The 17807-nt window shown below is 53.5% G+C and carries 19 protein-coding genes; 12 read left to right on the top strand and 7 right to left on the bottom strand.

Annotated elements, in window-relative coordinates; translation table 11 throughout:
- Positions 1 to 25 precede the first annotated feature (25 nt).
- Genes L383_RS01515 through L383_RS01525 form a run of 3 tightly spaced genes read left to right on the top strand, consistent with a single transcriptional unit; the run spans position 26 to position 2313 of the window.
- Positions 26 to 589, top strand: coding sequence for a fimbrial protein (locus L383_RS01515; protein WP_014882593.1), 564 nt, complete (start codon positions 26 to 28; stop codon positions 587 to 589).
- Between the two features lie 13 nt (positions 590 to 602).
- The gene (locus L383_RS01520; RefSeq protein WP_014882592.1) at positions 603 to 1205 is read left to right on the top strand and encodes a fimbrial-like protein; all 603 of its coding nucleotides are present in this window, start codon (positions 603 to 605) and stop codon (positions 1203 to 1205) included.
- Between the two features lie 25 nt (positions 1206 to 1230).
- Complete coding sequence (locus L383_RS01525) at positions 1231 to 2313, top strand: fimbrial protein (RefSeq protein WP_157860792.1); 1083 nt, start codon at positions 1231 to 1233, stop codon at positions 2311 to 2313.
- 2 nt (positions 2314 to 2315) lie between these two features.
- Here L383_RS01525 and L383_RS01530 read toward each other — a convergent pair whose 3' ends face one another.
- The 4 genes from L383_RS01530 to L383_RS01545 all read right to left on the bottom strand — a co-directional run bounded on the left by L383_RS01530 (position 2316) and on the right by L383_RS01545 (position 5865).
- On the bottom strand, positions 2316 to 3563 hold the full coding sequence (locus L383_RS01530) for a polysaccharide deacetylase family protein (RefSeq protein WP_014882590.1): 1248 nt from the start codon (positions 3561 to 3563) through the stop codon (positions 2316 to 2318).
- A gap of 63 nt (positions 3564 to 3626) precedes the next feature.
- Positions 3627 to 4067 (bottom strand): PTS sugar transporter subunit IIA, encoded by a 441-nt coding sequence (locus L383_RS01535; protein WP_023332107.1) that lies wholly within the window; start codon positions 4065 to 4067, stop codon positions 3627 to 3629.
- A gap of 104 nt (positions 4068 to 4171) precedes the next feature.
- Positions 4172 to 4942, bottom strand: a complete 771-nt coding sequence (locus tag L383_RS01540; RefSeq protein ID WP_023332106.1) for an ABC transporter permease — start codon at positions 4940 to 4942, stop codon at positions 4172 to 4174.
- Complete coding sequence (locus L383_RS01545; protein WP_023332105.1) at positions 4939 to 5865, bottom strand: ABC transporter ATP-binding protein; 927 nt, start codon at positions 5863 to 5865, stop codon at positions 4939 to 4941. Before L383_RS01545 ends, L383_RS01540 begins: the two co-directional genes overlap by 4 nt.
- 107 nt (positions 5866 to 5972) lie before the next feature.
- Between L383_RS01545 and can the strand changes: the two genes are divergently transcribed.
- Positions 5973 to 6635, top strand: a complete 663-nt coding sequence (gene can, locus L383_RS01550) for a carbonate dehydratase (protein WP_014882586.1) — start codon at positions 5973 to 5975, stop codon at positions 6633 to 6635.
- 129 nt (positions 6636 to 6764) lie between these two features.
- Here can and hpt read toward each other — a convergent pair whose 3' ends face one another.
- Positions 6765 to 7301 (bottom strand): hypoxanthine phosphoribosyltransferase, encoded by a 537-nt coding sequence (hpt, locus tag L383_RS01555; RefSeq protein ID WP_014882585.1) that lies wholly within the window; start codon positions 7299 to 7301, stop codon positions 6765 to 6767.
- Positions 7302 to 7509: 208 nt separating this feature from the next.
- Between hpt and L383_RS01560 the strand changes: the two genes are divergently transcribed.
- Complete coding sequence (locus L383_RS01560) at positions 7510 to 9900, top strand: glucose/quinate/shikimate family membrane-bound PQQ-dependent dehydrogenase (protein ID WP_023332104.1); 2391 nt, start codon at positions 7510 to 7512, stop codon at positions 9898 to 9900.
- A 133-nt stretch (positions 9901 to 10033) separates the two neighbouring features.
- Here L383_RS01560 and cueO read toward each other — a convergent pair whose 3' ends face one another.
- On the bottom strand, positions 10034 to 11593 hold the full coding sequence (gene cueO / locus L383_RS01565) for a multicopper oxidase CueO (protein ID WP_032629726.1): 1560 nt from the start codon (positions 11591 to 11593) through the stop codon (positions 10034 to 10036).
- Positions 11594 to 11738: 145 nt separating this feature from the next.
- Here cueO and L383_RS01570 point away from each other — a divergent pair, with 145 nt between their 5' ends.
- From L383_RS01570 to speD, 3 genes are all read left to right on the top strand, one after another.
- Positions 11739 to 12086 carry a YacC family pilotin-like protein gene (locus L383_RS01570; RefSeq protein ID WP_014882582.1) on the top strand — a complete coding sequence of 116 codons (348 nt, stop codon included), beginning with the start codon at positions 11739 to 11741 and terminating at the stop codon, positions 12084 to 12086.
- Positions 12087 to 12201: 115 nt separating this feature from the next.
- Positions 12202 to 13071 (top strand): polyamine aminopropyltransferase, encoded by an 870-nt coding sequence (gene speE / locus L383_RS01575; RefSeq protein WP_014882581.1) that lies wholly within the window; start codon positions 12202 to 12204, stop codon positions 13069 to 13071.
- Positions 13072 to 13866, top strand: coding sequence for an adenosylmethionine decarboxylase (gene speD / locus L383_RS01580; protein ID WP_014882580.1), 795 nt, complete (start codon positions 13072 to 13074; stop codon positions 13864 to 13866).
- A 66-nt stretch (positions 13867 to 13932) separates the two neighbouring features.
- Here the strand turns inward: speD and L383_RS01585 are convergent, their stop codons facing one another.
- Positions 13933 to 14553 (bottom strand): LuxR C-terminal-related transcriptional regulator, encoded by a 621-nt coding sequence (locus L383_RS01585; RefSeq protein ID WP_023332102.1) that lies wholly within the window; start codon positions 14551 to 14553, stop codon positions 13933 to 13935.
- Positions 14554 to 14865: 312 nt separating this feature from the next.
- On the opposite strand from L383_RS01585, the gene L383_RS01590 reads away from it, so the two are divergent.
- The 4 genes from L383_RS01590 to L383_RS01605 all read left to right on the top strand — a co-directional run bounded on the left by L383_RS01590 (position 14866) and on the right by L383_RS01605 (position 17768).
- Entirely contained in the window at positions 14866 to 15537 is a 672-nt protein-coding gene (locus tag L383_RS01590; protein ID WP_023332101.1) for a DUF2589 domain-containing protein, read from the top strand.
- 79 nt (positions 15538 to 15616) lie between these two features.
- Positions 15617 to 16336, top strand: coding sequence for a DUF2589 domain-containing protein (locus tag L383_RS01595; RefSeq protein WP_023332100.1), 720 nt, complete (start codon positions 15617 to 15619; stop codon positions 16334 to 16336).
- Complete coding sequence (locus L383_RS01600; RefSeq protein ID WP_023332099.1) at positions 16329 to 16778, top strand: lysozyme; 450 nt, start codon at positions 16329 to 16331, stop codon at positions 16776 to 16778. Before L383_RS01595 ends, L383_RS01600 begins: the two co-directional genes overlap by 8 nt.
- 18 nt (positions 16779 to 16796) lie before the next feature.
- Positions 16797 to 17768 (top strand): hypothetical protein, encoded by a 972-nt coding sequence (locus L383_RS01605; RefSeq protein ID WP_023332098.1) that lies wholly within the window; start codon positions 16797 to 16799, stop codon positions 17766 to 17768.
- The last annotated feature ends 39 nt before the right edge of the window (positions 17769 to 17807 follow it).

The following is a 17807-nucleotide window of genomic DNA, read 5'->3' as shown; positions in this document are numbered from 1 at the left end:
TTTGTGCAGATAACGGAGCACTCAAATGAAATTTAACTCAACTTTACTCGCCCTGTCCGTTGCTGCCCTTTTCGCTACCGGCACGGCAAATGCAGCGATTACAGGCACCCCCAGCGCCAAACTAACCGTCCAGTCAACCATCACCGCTGGCACCTGTACGGCGAAAGTGACCAACAGCGCGGGCGCGGATGCCACTGAGGTGAACTTTGGTGATGTGTATAAAGCTGATCTGGAAAACAAAAGTCGCGTAGAACCGCTGAAGATCTCATTTACTGGCTGTGCAGGCGTGAAAAAAGCCATGGTGTCTGCGGCGTCCGGTACAGGCGGCTCATGCTCAGGTAATAACCTGGACGGGGACGCTTATGCCGCGGGCCAGAACACCGCCTTTGAGCTCTGGTCTGGCGCGGTGGATTCCGGCCTTCAACTGAACTGTAAGACGCCCCCCGCAGCGCAGGCGGTTACCATCACCAGCGGCGTGGGTGAGTTCCCGATGAACTCCCGTATCGTGATCGCGAAGGATAAGACCATCGCTGATGTGGGTACAGGCTCGGTAACTGCGCCTGTGACCTTCACCGTAACCTATCAGTAATACAGGAATTGTCATGCAACAATTACCGATTCTCTTTCGCCAGCCCGGTCTTGTGTTGCTTGTCGGCCTGGCTGGTGGGCTTTTACCTGACGTAGGCCGGGCAAATTCAGGCCTGGATACGAACATTACCGCCAACATTGTTAATAGCAGTTGTAAGGTAACCGTTGATAATGGAGGAGAAATCTATCTCCCCACGGTTATACGTAGTTGGTTTTATAACGCTGATGGTAGCGATCGCTATGTTCCTGGCGATGATGCAGGCGGTACACCTTTTAAGATTCATGTCGATGACTGCTATGGTGAAAGCGGCAACCCTGCAAAGCTGAATTTCAGCTTCTCTCCTCAATCAGGATTCTGGCCGGGACAAAACCAGGTATTTAAAAGCGATGATACTGCTGCAGGAACGGCGAGAAACGTCGGCGTGGTGATTTTTTCCGGAAAAAATAAAGCCAACGTATTAAATAACGACGGAACGTCAAAAGTCGTTTACGACGTGAGTGGTGAGGGTTCTGCATATATAACGGATTATGAATTCTACGTCAGATATCAAAACACAGGCGTTGTTACTGGCGGGACGGTGACCAGCAAAATACGCGTTGACGTCACTTATGAATAATAACCAGAACAGGAAATGGATGAGAATGTTCAAAGAATTCACACACAGCCCCTTTATTAACGGTGCTGTGAAGGTTGCCTTAACCGGCCTGCTTTTCTCTTTTTGCCAGTCAGGTTGGGCGGGAGAATGCCGAATGGGTGATGGCTATGGCGGTACAACAAAACTGGTCAACTCTGAATACTCGGGGGCAACAATTCGCTTACCCGATCAGGGGGCGTATATCAATGAAATCTTTACCGTTAACCTGACGCCGGGCATCCAGATAAATTGTAGTCCGGTTAAGGGGAATGACGGCTACAATCTGATGGCGCAAACCAACCCTGAGCTGCTGGCAGGCAGCAAGTACAATGAGGGCATGTTTGCGACCAATATCCCCGGCATCTATTACAGCGTGAAGGTTAAAACGTCCGACACCGGAATCGGCGGCCTTTTTGGCACGAATACTACCGGCTGGTATACGACAGCAGCATGGGGGCCAAATACACCGCTGGACGGTAAGTGGCTTAATACGTACATATTTCTCTACGTCGGTTATGACTACCAGGGTAACCCAAACAGGGAAACCGTTATAAAACCGAGACCGGGTACCCTGGGGAAAATGTCGATAGGCGATCCCGCGGACAGCAATAACCAGCCCTGGACATTTACAATAGATGAGAACTCATTCCAGATCCCCGTCGTATTGCCTACCTGTGATATCGTTATGCTGGGTAACGGCACGCACACGTTGGATCTGGGAGATTATTTTGTTTCCGATATCAGATACAAGCGCGTCAAGGACGTGCCTTTTAGCATAAATTTCAACGACTGCACCAGCGTGGCGCAATATACCACTAAGCTCACGACAACCAAACTGACGGGTATAGACCATGACCTTCTCGGCAATACGCTTTCAACAGGGGCGCAAGGTGCGGGCGTGAAGATCTTGTATAACAACGGAAACTCGCAGCTTATTCCCAATGATGCGAACTCGTCATATGTTATGACGGAAACAGGCGTCCCCACGTCGACGCAGATAAACTTCGTGGCCCAACTGATCGCAGATGGCAGCATGATCACCCCCGGCGCGTTTAGCGCCTCCGGCGTGTTCACCATCTCCTACAATTAATCCTACCCCTGCGGCTGATTGCTGATCAGCCGCGACATCGTCTCCAGCGAATCCGTTCTTAAGATATAGAGGCGTTTCAGTAGGAACGGATTATCCCCCGGTTTGACCTTCCCCTTCACCGTCGTTACCGCCAGATGAAAACCGGCGTCGTTCGCTGCCTTGATCGCTTTATTGTCATAACCGCCAAACGGGTAAGAAAGGTACAGCACGCGCGGGTTGAACTGCGACAGCGCACGTCGGGAACGTTCAAAATCGAACAGGATCACGTGATAGCTGCGGCTCAATAAAATCGGGTGTTTATACCCATCCACGCGATGCAGGAAGTGAGTGTGAGACTGAATGTCGAACACGTCCTGTATGCCCTTAATTTCCTGAACGCTCATAAACTGCAGCGATTTTGGGTCCCACTTCTGCGGATGACCTTTGATGCGTGACGAAATAATAAACGCGGTCGCGTTGAAGCCATATTCTTTCAAAACCGGGTAAGCGTAACGGCTCACCGACTTCAGCCCATCGTCAAACGTAATCACCACCGCCTTCGCGGGCAGGTTCATCTTGTTACGCACGTAGCCTTCCAGCTGGTACATCGTCAGCGTCGCGTATCCCTGATCGCGAAGCCAGGTCATCTGGTTGCTGAACGCACGTACGCTGGTGGTCGTGGAGGTATGGCGAAAACGGGTGTTTTCTTCGTCGCGCAGAATATGGTGGTAGGTGAGAACCGGGATGCCGTTATCTTCCTGCGCATCCAGGCTGCTGATCCACGCCAGGCGATTGCCAATGCGGATTTGATACCACGTCTGATTCAGACGGTCTTTGAGCTTATTCAGAATGGGGTAACGCAGGTTGGCGCTAAGGGTGCCAAAGGGCGCACTTCCGCTACTGGGCGCGTTATAGACGGGCGTATCTTTCCAGGTGATGAGGTTTTGGTTACTGAGCGGCTTATTCAGATCGCCCAGACTGTCCTCTACACGCTGCTTGCCCTGCACGTTTTCAAGGTGCGCTTTATCAATAAACCCCGTGCCGAATCCGAAGCGAAATTCATAATAATCCGCCGCGGCGGGAAAGACCGCGAGGATCTGCCCGGCGCGCACATTGCCCACGTTAACCACGTCGTTACCCACCTGGGCCCAGATGGCTGCATCCTCAGTGGTTTGCATATAGTGAGCAGGGAGACCTTGCTGACTCACCAGGCTGGCAGACGCCCCACCGGACACCAGCAGCAAAAGGATAAAGATAACGCGCATGAACATAGGATATAAATCGACACGGAAAATCAGTCGCCATTGTAGCAAAAGCGACATCAATACCAATGTTTAATGTTTATACAGATCGTGAAGCAGAACGAAAGGCGGGTTCTTCTGCTGCTGGTGCCACAAGCTGCTCACCCCAGGCATGCCCTCCCCCACAATGGCGTGACGAAACTCCGCGCTGCTTAATGAGGCGCGAAGGGGATACATGGCTTCGAGTAAAGGCAGACTGATACCGGAGATCACTTCACAATTTTCGTGCTTGTGGCTCAGCAACGCGGCGGCCCGATAAGGTGCAGCGCCTGATTTATCCGTCAGAAAAATTACCCCGTCGCCGGTGTCTGTTTCATGCAGCGCATCGCACATCATCCGGCTGAGCATGTTGGTGCTTAACCCACGCCAGTAATTAACCGCCCGGCATTGCACCAGCGGACCCAATCTGGCCTCAAGCTTGTCCAGCATTTCCTGCGCCTGTTCATCGTGGCAGGTGATAACCCATCCCAGCATAACTCTCTCCTTAGCAGGCAAGTAGTTTAGCGGAGTGAAGGTTAGCTTACGGTGATAACTGTCAAAGAAAGCGCCCGGCAAACAGAGCGTCGCCGGGCAAAAGGTTAGCTGCGAAGACCGCGACCGCGCTGAATCAGATACCAGCACAGCAGGTAGAACGCGACAATGAATACCCCCAGCACCGCCACCGTCGTAAACAGCGGTACATCGGTAATACCGAGGAAGCCAAAGCGGAAGCCGCTGATCATGTAGACGATCGGGTTCAGGTGCGACAGCGCCTGCCAGAAGGGCGGCAGCAGCGTCAGGGAGTAGAAAACCCCGCCGAGGTAGGTGAGCGGCGTCAGCACGAAGGTCGGGATCAAGCTGATGTCGTCAAACGTTTTGGCAAATACCGCGTTCAGCAGACCGGCCAGCGAGAACAGGATTGCCGTCAGAAGCAGCGTCAGCGCGACAAATAGCCAGGAGTGGACCTGGAACGGGACGAAGAACAGCGAAATCGCCGTCACCAGGATCCCCACGCACAGACCGCGCGCTACGCCGCCGCCCACGTACCCGGCGATAATCACATGCGTCGGCACGGGTGCCACCAGCAGCTCTTCAATATTGCGCTGGAATTTGGCGCTAAAGAACGACGACGCCACATTCGCGTAGGCGTTGGTGATCACCGCCATCATGATCAGACCCGGCACGATAAATTGCATATAGGTAAAACCGTGCATCTCACCAATCCGGGAACCAATCAGATTACCGAAGATGATGAAATAGAGCGTCATGGTGATCACCGGTGGCACGAGGGTTTGCACCCAGATACGCATAAAGCGGTTAATCTCTTTCGCCCAGATGCTTTTCAGCGCGACCCAATAAAGATGCGTCATGCCTTGTCTCCTTGTTTATCCTGCACCAGAGAGACAAACAGCTCTTCCAGTCGGTTCGCTTTGTTACGCATACTTAAAACCTGAATCCCCTGCGCGCTCAGCTGAGAGAACACGCTGTTGATCCCCTGCTCGCGCAGCACTTCCACTTCCAGCGTCGAGGTATCCACCAGACGATACTGGTACCCTTCCAGCTTCGGCAGCGGGCTTTTTGCCGCCAGGTCGAGGATAAAGGTTTCTGATTTCAGCTTGGAAAGCAGGTTTTTCATCGAAGTGTTTTCCACCAGCTCGCCGTGCTGAATGATGCCGATGTTGCGGCACAGCATTTCAGCCTCTTCCAGATAGTGGGTAGTCAGAATAATGGTGGTGCCTTTATCGTTCAGATCCTTCAGGAAGCCCCACATCGAGCGGCGCAGTTCGATATCCACACCCGCGGTCGGTTCATCGAGGATCAGCAGTTTTGGCTCATGCATCAGCGCACGGGCAATCATCAGGCGACGTTTCATCCCGCCGGACAACATCCGCGCACGTTCGTTACGTTTTTCCCACAGGTCGAGCTGCTTCAGGTACTTTTCGCTGCGCTCCAGCGCCTCTTTGCGCTCAACGCCGTAATAACCCGCCTGGTTAACGACGATCTGCTGCACCGTCTCGAACGGGTTGAAGTTGAACTCCTGCGGTACCAGCCCCAGCTGGCGTTTGGCGTTAACCACATCTTTTTGCAGATCGTATCCGAACACGCTAACGCGGCCGGAGGTTTTGTTCACCAGCGAGCTGATGATCCCGATGGTGGTAGATTTCCCTGCCCCATTCGGCCCCAGAAGCGCGTAAAAATCCCCGGCCTCTACTTTAAGATCTATCCCGCGTAGCGCCTGAACGCCACCCGAATAGGTTTTTTTAAGCTGCTCAAGCTCCAGTGCAATTGCCATGAATTTAACTTACCTTCAGTTCTTACACACGTTGTGTGGTTTCATTAAAAGTCGGGTTACCCTATAGTAGCGCAACGCAATTACTTGGTTACAGGTCGCTAACCTCCATGAACGACATAGATACACTCATTAGCAACAATGCACTATGGTCAAAAATGCTGGTGGAGGAAGACCCCGGATTTTTTGGAAAACTCGCACAAGCCCAGAACCCGCGCTTTCTCTGGATTGGCTGTTCCGACAGCCGCGTGCCGGCGGAACGTCTGACTGGCCTTGAGCCAGGAGAACTGTTTGTTCACCGTAATGTCGCCAACCTGGTGATTCACACCGATCTCAACTGCCTGTCTGTGGTTCAGTATGCCGTTGACGTTCTGGAAGTCGAGCACATCATTATTTGTGGCCACTACGGCTGCGGCGGCGTGCAGGCGGCGGTTGAAAACCCGGAACTGGGATTGATTGATAACTGGCTGCTGCACATCCGCGATATCTGGTTCAAACATAGCTCACTGCTGGGCGAAATGCCGCAGGAGCGTCGCATGGACACTCTGTGCGAACTCAACGTGATGGAGCAGGTGTATAACCTTGGGCATTCGACCATCATGCAGTCAGCGTGGAAACGCGGGCAGAAGGTCTCTATCCACGGCTGGGCGTACGGTATTCACGATGGTCTGCTGCGCAATCTGGAAGTCACCGCCACCAACCGCGAAACGCTGGAACAGCGTTACCGCTCAGGGATTGCCAACCTCAAGCTTAAGCATGTGAACCACAAATAAGTGCACGTTAAAAAGCCGGGTGGCGCCGAGGTAAAAGCAAAACGGCAACCAGGTTGCCGTTTTTTGGATTTGCTCCCTCTCCCTGTGGGAGAGGGCCGGGGTGAGGGCATCAGGCCGCACCCAACTCGTTTACTCGTCCAGTAATACCACTTTTCCCACATACGGCAGATGACGATAACGCTGTGCGTAGTCGATGCCGTAACCCACCACGAATTCGTCCGGAATGGAGAAACCGACAAACTCTACCGGGACCTGCACTTCGCGACGGTCAGGTTTATCCAGCAGCGTACAAATTGCCAGTGATTTCGGCTCGCGCAGGCTCAGGATCTCGCGCACTTTAGAGAGCGTGTTACCGGAGTCGATAATATCCTCCACGATCAACACGTCTTTGCCACGAATATCTTCATCCAGATCTTTCAGGATTTTCACATCACGGGTTGTGGACATGCCGCTGCCGTAGCTGGAGGCGGTCATAAAATCGACCTCGTGAGGCACCTGCACTTCACGGCACAGGTCCGCCATGAACATGAAAGAGCCACGCAACAGACCAACCAGCACCATTTCGCTGCCGCTGTCCTTGTAATGTTCGGTGATTTGACGACCCAGTTCGGCGATACGCGCTTTGATCTCGGCTTCCGGGATCATCACTTCAACAGTATGTTTCATATTACTAACCATATGATTTTAATGAAAATCTCTCAATGCAGATGAACTCACTTCAGGCATTGATACGCAAGCCAGCCATTATATCAGCAAATGGATAAGCCTGGCGTATGAGTTATAAAAAGCAAATATTGTGATTCCGATCACACTTGTTAATACCTATAATTAGTTGCTAGCAAATTATTAACAAAAACTGACGAGTACACTTTCTATGGCTGAAACACACTCTAAACAGCCGCGTCTACTGGTGACACTAACAGCGTTATTCGCCGCCTTCTGCGGCCTGTACCTGTTAATCGGTGGCGTCTGGCTGGTCGCGATCGGCGGCTCCTGGTACTACCCAATCGCGGGCCTGGTTATGCTTGGCGTAACCGTCCTGCTCTGGCGTAGAAAACAATCTGCACTGTGGCTGTATGCAGTTTTACTCCTCGCAACCATGATCTGGGGCGTCTGGGAAGTCGGCTTCGACTTCTGGGCACTGACGCCGCGCAGCGACATCCTGGTCTTCTTCGGTATCTGGCTGATCCTGCCGTTCGTCTGGCGTCGCCTGATTGTGCCTTCCCGCGGTGCCGTGGCGGCACTGCTGGTGGCGTTGCTCATCAGCGGCGGTATGCTCACCTGGGCCGGTTTTAACGATCCACAGGAGATCAACGGGACGCTGAATGCGGAGTCTACCCCTGCGGCGGCTATCTCGCAGGTTGCTGACGGTGACTGGCCGGCCTATGGCCGTAACCAGGAAGGTCAGCGTTACTCCCCGCTTAAGCAGATCAACGCGGACAACGTTAAAAACCTGAAAGAAGCCTGGGTATTCCGTACCGGCGACCTGAAGATGCCGAACGATCCGGGCGAACTGACCAACGAAGTGACGCCAATTAAAGTCGGCAACATGCTTTATCTGTGTACGGCGCACCAGCGCCTGTTCGCGCTCGACGCGGCCACCGGTAAAGAGAAATGGCACTTCGATCCACAGCTGAACTCCAACCCGTCGTTCCAGCACGTGACCTGCCGCGGTGTCTCTTACCATGAAGCGCGTGCCGATAATGCCAGCCCGGAAGTCATTGCCGACTGTCCGCGCCGCATTATGCTGCCGGTCAACGATGGTCGTCTGTTCGCTATCAACGCAGAAACCGGCAAGCTGTGCGAAACCTTCGCCAACAAAGGTATCCTGAATCTGCAGACCAACATGCCGGACACCACGCCGGGTCTGTATGAACCGACTTCTCCGCCAATCATCACCGATAAAACCATCGTGATTGCCGGTTCGGTGACGGATAACTTCTCCACGCGTGAAACCTCGGGCGTGATCCGCGGCTTCGACGTGAATACCGGTAAACTGCTGTGGGCCTTCGATCCGGGCGCGAAAGATCCTAACGCGATTCCGTCAGACGAACACACGTTTACCTTCAACTCGCCAAACTCCTGGGCGCCTGCCGCGTATGACGCGAAGCTGGACCTGGTGTACCTGCCGATGGGTGTGACCACTCCAGATATCTGGGGCGGTAACCGTACGCCGGAGCAGGAGCGCTATGCGAGCGCCATCGTGGCGCTGAACGCGACCACCGGTAAGCTGGCCTGGAGCTACCAGACCGTTCACCACGATCTGTGGGATATGGATATGCCGTCCCAGCCGACGCTGGCCGACATTACCGTTAACGGCAAAACCGTTCCGGTGATTTACGCTCCGGCCAAGACGGGCAACATCTTCGTGCTGGATCGCAGCAACGGCAAGCTGGTTGTGCCTGCGCCGGAAAAACCGGTTCCGCAGGGCGCGGCGAAAGGCGACTACGTCTCTAAAACGCAGCCGTTCTCTGACCTGAGCTTCCGTCCGAAGAAAGACCTGAGCGGGGCAGACATGTGGGGTGCCACCATGTTTGACCAGCTGGTATGCCGCGTGATGTTCCATCAGCTGCGCTATGAAGGCATCTTCACACCACCTTCTGAGCAGGGCACGCTGGTCTTCCCGGGTAACCTGGGGATGTTCGAATGGGGCGGTATTTCCGTCGACCCGAACCGTCAGGTTGCTATTGCCAACCCAATGGCGCTGCCGTTCGTTTCCCGCCTGATCCCACGCGGTCCGGGCAACCCAATGGAGCAGCCGAAAGATGCGAAAGGTAGCGGTACCGAAGCCGGTATCCAGCCGCAGTATGGCGTACCGTATGGCGTGACCCTGAACCCGTTCCTGTCACCGTTTGGTCTGCCGTGTAAACAGCCTGCCTGGGGTTACATCTCCGGTCTGGATCTGAAAACCAACCAGATTGTGTGGAAAAAACGTATTGGTACGCCACAGGACAGCATGCCGTTCCCGATGCCGGTTCCGGTGCCGTTCAATATGGGTATGCCAATGCTGGGTGGCCCAATCTCTACCGCCGGTAACGTGCTGTTCATCGCGGCAACCGCAGATAACTACCTGCGCGCGTACAACATGACCAACGGTGAGAAACTGTGGCAAGGCCGTCTGCCTGCGGGTGGACAGGCAACGCCGATGACCTATGAAGTGAATGGCAAGCAGTACGTTGTTATCTCTGCGGGTGGTCACGGTTCGTTTGGCACGAAGATGGGCGACTATATCGTCGCGTATGCGCTGCCTGACGACGCAAGGTAAAAGCAAAACGGCAACGAAAGTTGCCGTTTTTAGTGTCTGTTCCCTCTCCCCGTGGGAGAGGGTCAGGGTGAGGGCATCAGGCCGCACCAGCGAAAAGTAGGCCGGGTAAGGCGAAGCCGCCACCCGGCTTTTTTTATACGGTAAAACCGAGCATCATCCCCGTATCTTCATGCTCCAGCAGATGGCAATGCGCCATGTAGGCAAACTCCTTCGGCGCGTCGTGGTCAAACTTCACCAGCACCTCGCTCACGCCGCCCTCCACTCTCACGGTGTCCTTCCAGCCTTCGCGATGCGCATCCGGCGCGTTGCCGTTCTCAGAAAGAATGCGGAACTGCGTGCCGTGGATGTGGAACGGGTGCAGCATCATGTCGCCTTCGCCTGAAATCACCCAGCGCTCAAACTGCCCTTTTGTAGCGGCAAACATCGGCGTGTTCATATCAAACGCTTTACCGTTGATCTTATTGGCGTTGTGGAAATCAAAGCCATGGCCGCCATGATCCATGCCGCCCATTTTGCCGTGGTCCATATTCATATGGCCCATCATCTGACCGTGTTGCATTCCCGCCATTGCCTGATTGCCATACTTCTTCATCAGCGCCTGCATGCCCATCATGTCGAGCATCGGGTCCATGGAGAGCTGAAGCTTGCGTTGCGTGAGCCCGTCAAGCGACGGGAGTGCAGGCAGCGTGGTTAACGTATCCGGCAGCGTGCCCGACGCGGTAACCAGTAACGGCTGAATGCGTAACACTGGATGCGGCTTATCAAATGGCGCAACCGCCATCCCCATCTGGCTGACCGGGAGGGTCACCAGGTCAAACGCCTTGCCGTCGCTGATATCCACCAGCACCTCAAAGCGCTCCCCCATGAGCATCGGCAGCGCATCCACTTTAACTGGCTCGGGCAGAAGCCCCCCGTCGCTGGCGACCACGTACAAAGGGCGTTTATCACTGGTCGCAAAATTAAGGGAACGCGCATTACAGCCGTTAAGCAGACGTAAACGCAGCCAGCCTTTTGGCGCGGCGTGCTGAGGGTAAATCGCACCGTTGGTCAGCAGCGTATCCCCGAACCAGCCGACCGCCGCGCTCATGACGTCCAGCTGGTAGTCAATCTGCCCGTCTGCGGTGAATTTTTTGTCCTGCACAATCACCGGCACATCATCGATGCCCCACTGTTTCGGCAGACGCAGCAGGCGGTTTTCATCGTCTTCAATCAGCACCAGCCCGGCCAGCCCCATCGCCACCTGATGGCCGGTTTTGCCATGCTGATGCGGATGGAACCAGCAGGTCGCCGCACGCTGCTCGGGCGTAAAAGTCACGCTACGTTTACCACCGGCCTTGATAATGCCCTGTGGTCCACCGTCGACTTCACCCGGCACTTCCAGCCCGTGCCAGTGAAGCGTCGTCTCTTCTGCGAGCGTGTTGTGGATATCCACCGTCACCGCTTTCCCTTTACGTAGCTGAAGCGCCGGACCGAGCAAATTGCCGTTATAGCCCCACGTCGTGGCGTTGTGCCCGCCAAAGGATGTTTGACCGGACTGAACAACGAGCTGGATACGGCTACGGGCGTCAGCGGTCAGTAAATCAGGGATGGGTAAGGCAGGTCTTTCAGCCGCGAAAACGGCGCGGCTCCAGAGTGGTAGTGCGCTGGCAGCCCCCAGCGCAACGGAATATTTTAAAAAATCACGACGTTGCATGTTCATTTCCTTATTTCCAGCAGGCGATCTTTTGAGCATAAACCCTCCCCTTACCGGAAGGTCAAGTCGGGCGGCAATAATAAAGATCGTCGCACTGGCATCAAGTATGCTAACGTTAATTTTCCGTGAAGAAGTGGTAGAAGCAATGAAGACGTTTTTCAGGACAATTTTGTTCGGTAGCCTGATGGCAATGTGTGCGAACAGCTATGCGCTCAGTGAAAATGAAGCGGAAGATATGGCCGACCTGACGGCGGTTTTTGTATTCCTGAAAAATGATTGTGGCTACCAGAATTTACCCAACGGGCAAATTCGCCGTGCGCTGGTCTTTTTCGCCCAGCAGAACCAATGGGATCTCAGCAACTACGACAGCTTTGACATGAAGGCGCTCGGTGAAGACAGTTACCGTGACTTGAGCGGTATTGGCATTCCCACGGCTAAAAAATGCAAAGCGCTGGCTCGCGATTCACTCAGCCTGCTCGCCTACGTGAAATAATCTTCCCGACGCCCCCTGTTCACCCTATAACCGTGCAACCATGGTTATAGTTAGCTATCATGTTTCGCTCATTTTTTATGAGTGTTACGGATGTTAACAAAGGAGGAGTCCGCGTATGGCCGACCACACGTTGTGGCATGAAACACTGCATGACCAGTTTGGTCAGTATTTTGCCGTTGATAACGTGCTCTATCATGAGAAAACCGATCACCAGGATCTCATCATCTTTGAGAATGCCGCTTTTGGCCGCGTCATGGCACTGGATGGCGTAGTACAAACGACCGAGCGTGACGAGTTTATCTATCACGAGATGATGACCCACGTTCCGCTGCTGGCGCACGGGCACGCGAAACACGTTCTGATTATCGGCGGTGGCGACGGCGCAATGCTGCGTGAAGTGTCCCGTCATCAATCGATTGAAACCATTACGATGGTCGAGATCGACGCGGGTGTGGTCTCTTTCTGCCGTCAGTACCTGCCCAACCACAATGCCGGTAGCTATGACGATCCGCGGTTTAACCTGGTGATTGACGACGGCGTTAACTTCGTTAACCAGACCTCGCAGACCTTTGACGTCATTATCTCCGACTGCACCGACCCTATCGGCCCGGGTGCATCGCTGTTTACCTCCTCGTTCTACGAAGGCTGTAAGCGCTGCCTGAACCCTGGCGGGATCTTTGTCGCACAAAACGGCGTCTGCTTCCTGCAGCAGGATGAAGCGCTCGACAGCCATCGCAAGCTCAGCACCTATTTTTCTGACGTCAGCTTCTATCAGGCGGCCATTCCTACCTATTACGGCGGGATCATGACCTTTGCCTGGGCGACGGATAACGACGTGCTGCGCCACCTCTCGACTGAAATTATTCAGGCCCGCTTCCATCAGGCTGGGCTCACATGCCGCTACTACAACCCGGCAATTCATACCGCCGCGTTTGCGCTGCCGCAGTACCTGCAAGACGCATTATCCACTAAGGGGGTGAGCTAATTGAAAAAGCTTAAACTGCATGGCTTTAACAACCTGACCAAAAGCCTGAGTTTTTGTATTTACGATATCTGCTATGCCAAAACAGCGGAAGAACGCGATGGTTACATCGCCTATATCGACGAACTCTACAACGCCAACCGTCTGACCGAGATCCTGACAGAAACCTGTTCAATCATTGGCGCCAACATCCTGAACATTGCACGTCAGGATTACGAACCCCAGGGTGCCAGCGTGACCATTCTGGTCAGCGAAGAGCCGGTCGACCCTAAGCTTATCGACAAAACGGAGCATCCGGGCCCGCTGCCGGAAGTGGTCGTCGCGCACCTCGATAAAAGCCATATCTGCGTGCACACCTATCCGGAGAGCCACCCGGAAGGTGGGCTGTGTACTTTCCGGGCTGACATAGAAGTGTCGACCTGTGGCGTGATTTCCCCGCTGAACGCGCTGAACTATTTAATCCACCAGCTGGAATCGGACATCGTGACCATTGATTATCGCGTGCGCGGCTTCACCCGCGATATCAACGGGATGAAGCACTTCATCGACCATGAGATCAACTCCATCCAGAACTTTATGTCTGACGACATGAAGTCGCTGTATGACATGATGGATGTGAACGTGTATCAGGAAAACATCTTCCATACCAAGATGTTACTTAAGGAGTTTGACCTTAAGCACTACATGTTCCACACCCGGCCAGAAGATTTGAGCGAAGACGAGCGCAAGGCCATTACCGACCTGCTCTGGAAAGAGATGCGGGAAATCTACTACGGCCGCAATATTCCTGCCGTGTAACACGCATGCAAACGGATAAAGAAGGAAAAGCGATGATTTTTCCTTCTTTATTATTTTGTTTGTTTCTTAAACCGGCGTTTGTGCCAGTATCATCGCCGCTTCCGTACGATTTCTGACACCCAGTTGACGAAACAAGGCATGGAGATGATTCTTAACCGTTCCTTCCGCAATCCCCAGCACACGACAAATTTGTTTATTACTGTGTCCCTGGACAACAAGATGCAGGATCTCGCGCTGCCGGGGTGAGAGTGTGCGCAAAGGGGGCGGGGAATTATGCATTCGTATTAATTTATGCTCACGCAGGCAACTATCCGGTAAATATATTCTCCCTTGCCGCACCCATTCGATCGCCTGCAATAACTCTTCCGACTCCATTTTCTTTGTCAAAATCCCGGCAGCGCCATTCTCCAAAAAATAAATCGGGTTTACATTATCCAGCCGTGAAAAGTTCATCAACACGAAAACATGATCCGCCTGTGATGTTAACTGCGTTAATAATGCTATTTTTTTCTCAATCTCGTAATCAGCATCCAGAATAATAATATCAGCCCGGTTTTTTATTAAACCTTTCCAGACCTCATCTTCGCTATGTGCTGCTGTGATATGTAGTGCGGGCGCAAGTTCAGCCCAAAGGCATCGGATGCCATGAATGAACAGCGGCAATTCATCATAAATAAGTATATTCATTGTCGTCCCACTTAAATAATCGTTATCTTGTTAGCGGCACTTAAAAACCTCATACAGACCTCAACGCGAGAGCTGCTGTGCGATGAAAAGCAATAACACCAGATGAAATTTTCAATTGCAGGAGTAATGCCGGTTTAATTTATTAAGCACAGCCCGTCACATTTCGCCATGTAACTTTCGATACAGACCACCCCATACAGACGGAATGATTTCTGAAAACATTACTTTACGCTCATAGATGCTTTATTCATCGATATCCATGATTAAGGGGCAGACATATTCTGCAACCACCAAAATATCGAGGAATGAATTATGCCAGATGCAAATGTTGATGCCGGATTTATAGGTTCAGTTATTAGTTCATTGCCGCTAGACAGTATGATTTCTGCGCCACTACAGGCAATGATTAAAGCCCAAACCCAGGCAGCAAAAAGTTATACCGATTTCTTATTAAGTGTCTGTATTAAGGACGGCAAGGCCGTTTCGGTACAGTTTGATTATGAGGAAACGCTCGTCGATGAGAAAGGCGTGACGACCGGTACGCAGACCAAAGTCATGCGTATTCCTCTGCTCGCGGCAGTCGTGCATCCCATCATCTGTATCGAAGAAGGGACTATCGACTTCGAGCTTGAGATCCACCAGAGCGCAGCCAGCAACGAAAGCAGCAGCCAGGAAGGCTCCCTGGAGGGCAAAATCGGCTGGGGTCCATTCTCCGTCAGCGTGAAGGGGAGTGTTAGCCATAAGTCAGAACAGACCCGCTCGACCGATACCCGAGCCAAATACTCCATCCACACCTCTGTAAAACGTCAGCCGATGCCGGAGGCGCTCAGCCGCGTGGTCGATTATCTGACAAATGCTGCCACCAAACCGGCACAACGCGCAGAAGATCAGCCTGCCACACTGCCTGCCACCAACAGTTCAGGTCTGATTACCCCAGCACCGGCCCCTGCCCCGGTCGCGCCGCCTCAAGGGGGTAACGGTTAACCCACACCACACATTCAAACGCATTTAATACCCCAGGCAGGTGCCCGGCTAACGGACACCTGCCTGAAGGAGAAAAAGCATGCCTGATTCACGTCGATTCTGGTTCAGCCGTAAATCGCCCGACGCTGTAACGCCTGAAACCAGTCCCGAAACCCCGGCGGATAAACCGACAACGCTGTCATCAGAAGATCCACCGGACATAACGCCGTCCCATGCTCCCTCCGGCGAAAACGGCAACACCGGAGGCAATGACGGGGGAAATAAAGGCGGTGCCGGTGGAGGCGATAACGGTACGCCGCCGCCTCCTGCCGGCAACAAGGGCAACCACGCTATGGGCTTAGATACCCTGGTACAAGGGCTCCAGCACGCGGCTTTCAGTGCCAACCAGTATATGACCCATCAGTACATCGCCGTGCTCTCCCAGTTGTTTGAGCAGGCTCCGGACGGTAGCTACAAACCCGACTACGCCGAGCTTCAGCTGGATGATGAGCATCGTTTGAACGTGCCGCTGGTAACGCTTGCACCACCGCGCAATCTCTCGATGGAGAGAATGAAGATGCGCCTGACCGTTCGCGGTGATGCAACCGAATCCATAAGCACGCTAACGGGACAGGGAGAGCGTGGCCACTTCCTCGTCACCATGGCGCCCCAGCCCCATGAAGGTAAAACGGACACCCAAAACATTGATATTGAAATTGATTTTGTCGCTCAGGAGCCGCCAGAAGCGGTACTGCGCCTGCTTGATGAATTCATCCACCGTATGACTCCCGTCCCCGTAAAGGAGAAAAACCATGAGTGATGCTTTGAAAACAACGGGCAATGGCGGCATTGCCCTTATCAAACAGTATGAAGGCCTGCGTTTAACCACCTACAAAGATGCCGTCGGCATTCCAACCATCGGTTATGGCCATGTCGAAAACCCGATCCCACCAGGCGGCACGCGAACCATCACCGCTGAAGACGCGGAGCAGATCCTACGTGAGGACTTGCAGCGTTTTGAGCATGACGTCAACAACATGCTGACGGTGGAAGTCACCCAGAACCAGTTCGATGCCCTGGTGAGCTTCGCCTTTAACCTGGGGCCAGCCAATCTGAAGAGTTCAACCCTGTTGCGCAAAGTGAACAGCGGAGACTTCAACGGCGCAGCTGAAGAATTTCCGAAATGGAACCATGCCGGTGGCCAGGTTCTGGCGGGCCTGACAGCACGTCGGAACGCTGAAAAAAACCTGTTTTTATCCTGATTAATCACGAGGTGTAACATGACAATTCGAATTCTTTCCTGGTGTGCTGACTCCTTTACGCACGAGGCAGACGACCTGCGAGGGGCGGATGAAGATCTGCTGGCACACGCCAAAGAGCGGATGGCGTTCCGTCTGAGTCAGGTCAGTGCTCAGCTCAAAACGGTACTGGAAACCGACTCCGGCAGCTGGGACCATACCTTTGTCACGCTTCCAGAATTCTTCTGGAATACCCGCTGGAGTAATGTGCACAGTGAAGATGACATCATGAAGCTCGGTGATTTCTACATGAGCAATGTCAGCGACTACGTTAACAGACTGATTGATGCCTTCCCTGCCCGTTCCGGGGATCCCTCCTCTGCCATCACCTTTCTGGCGGGAACCTGTGCCATCCTGTATCGAGACGATGACGAGAGTGAGAAGACGCCCTGCCACGACGCCGTTTTTCACGCCGTGAACTGGCTGCTGTGCGGGCAAAATACCCGTAGCGATAAATCCCTGACGATGTGGCCGAAACGCTACGTTTCCACGATTGATTTCTTTCCTCAGACGGACGGCCACGCGATCCCGGGGCATATTTCTGCCCAATTGCCGGATGGTCAGATCATTCATATCGGCGACAGCAGCGAAGTGTCGGCAGAATCATTGCATGGGATCGTTGTCACCGATTACTTCACCAATACTTATGCGGGCGATAAGCCGTTCAGCATTGATATCTGTCTGGATTACTTCACGCAGGGGAATGTTCGCCCGGCGGGCTGGGAGCAACGGATAGCGGAGCTGCAGAGCAAAAACAGCGACATTGATTTTCTGATCGCCTGCGGAATGCCGGTCAGCGATCCGCCGCAAAACCCGGGTGGGGTGAAATTCCTTGTACGTAACGACGGTATGCCAGTCGCGTCTCAATGCCAGGCGTGGTCGTTCAGCGCCGGGAGGGCAACGCCCGTTGCAGCGACCAACCCTACCGCTAATTTTGTGAGATTTTTACTGTAGCGTAAAACCCGCAGATTCCCTCCGGTACTCTCCGGAGGG

This window comes from Enterobacter sp. MGH 37, from assembly GCF_000534515.1.
Lineage (GTDB): Bacteria > Pseudomonadota > Gammaproteobacteria > Enterobacterales > Enterobacteriaceae > Enterobacter > Enterobacter kobei.
This window is presented reverse-complemented; position numbering and strand designations above follow the sequence as displayed.

Coding starts and splice junctions, on each gene's coding strand:
- speE (WP_014882581.1), top strand. CDS start 12,202: ATGGCCGACCACACGTTGTGGCATGAAACACTGCATGACCAGTTTGGT.
- L383_RS01570 (WP_014882582.1), top strand. CDS start 11,739: ATGAAGACGTTTTTCAGGACAATTTTGTTCGGTAGCCTGATGGCAATG.
- L383_RS01600 (WP_023332099.1), top strand. CDS start 16,329: ATGAGTGATGCTTTGAAAACAACGGGCAATGGCGGCATTGCCCTTATC.
- L383_RS01560 (WP_023332104.1), top strand. CDS start 7,510: ATGGCTGAAACACACTCTAAACAGCCGCGTCTACTGGTGACACTAACA.
- L383_RS01595 (WP_023332100.1), top strand. CDS start 15,617: ATGCCTGATTCACGTCGATTCTGGTTCAGCCGTAAATCGCCCGACGCT.
- hpt (WP_014882585.1), bottom strand. CDS start 7,301: ATGAAACATACTGTTGAAGTGATGATCCCGGAAGCCGAGATCAAAGCG.
- L383_RS01530 (WP_014882590.1), bottom strand. CDS start 3,563: ATGTTCATGCGCGTTATCTTTATCCTTTTGCTGCTGGTGTCCGGTGGG.
- L383_RS01520 (WP_014882592.1), top strand. CDS start 603: ATGCAACAATTACCGATTCTCTTTCGCCAGCCCGGTCTTGTGTTGCTT.
- L383_RS01590 (WP_023332101.1), top strand. CDS start 14,866: ATGCCAGATGCAAATGTTGATGCCGGATTTATAGGTTCAGTTATTAGT.
- L383_RS01605 (WP_023332098.1), top strand. CDS start 16,797: ATGACAATTCGAATTCTTTCCTGGTGTGCTGACTCCTTTACGCACGAG.
- L383_RS01535 (WP_023332107.1), bottom strand. CDS start 4,067: ATGCTGGGATGGGTTATCACCTGCCACGATGAACAGGCGCAGGAAATG.
- L383_RS01515 (WP_014882593.1), top strand. CDS start 26: ATGAAATTTAACTCAACTTTACTCGCCCTGTCCGTTGCTGCCCTTTTC.
- L383_RS01585 (WP_023332102.1), bottom strand. CDS start 14,553: ATGAATATACTTATTTATGATGAATTGCCGCTGTTCATTCATGGCATC.
- L383_RS01545 (WP_023332105.1), bottom strand. CDS start 5,865: ATGGCAATTGCACTGGAGCTTGAGCAGCTTAAAAAAACCTATTCGGGT.
- can (WP_014882586.1), top strand. CDS start 5,973: ATGAACGACATAGATACACTCATTAGCAACAATGCACTATGGTCAAAA.
- cueO (WP_032629726.1), bottom strand. CDS start 11,593: ATGCAACGTCGTGATTTTTTAAAATATTCCGTTGCGCTGGGGGCTGCC.
- L383_RS01525 (WP_157860792.1), top strand. CDS start 1,231: ATGTTCAAAGAATTCACACACAGCCCCTTTATTAACGGTGCTGTGAAG.
- L383_RS01540 (WP_023332106.1), bottom strand. CDS start 4,942: ATGACGCATCTTTATTGGGTCGCGCTGAAAAGCATCTGGGCGAAAGAG.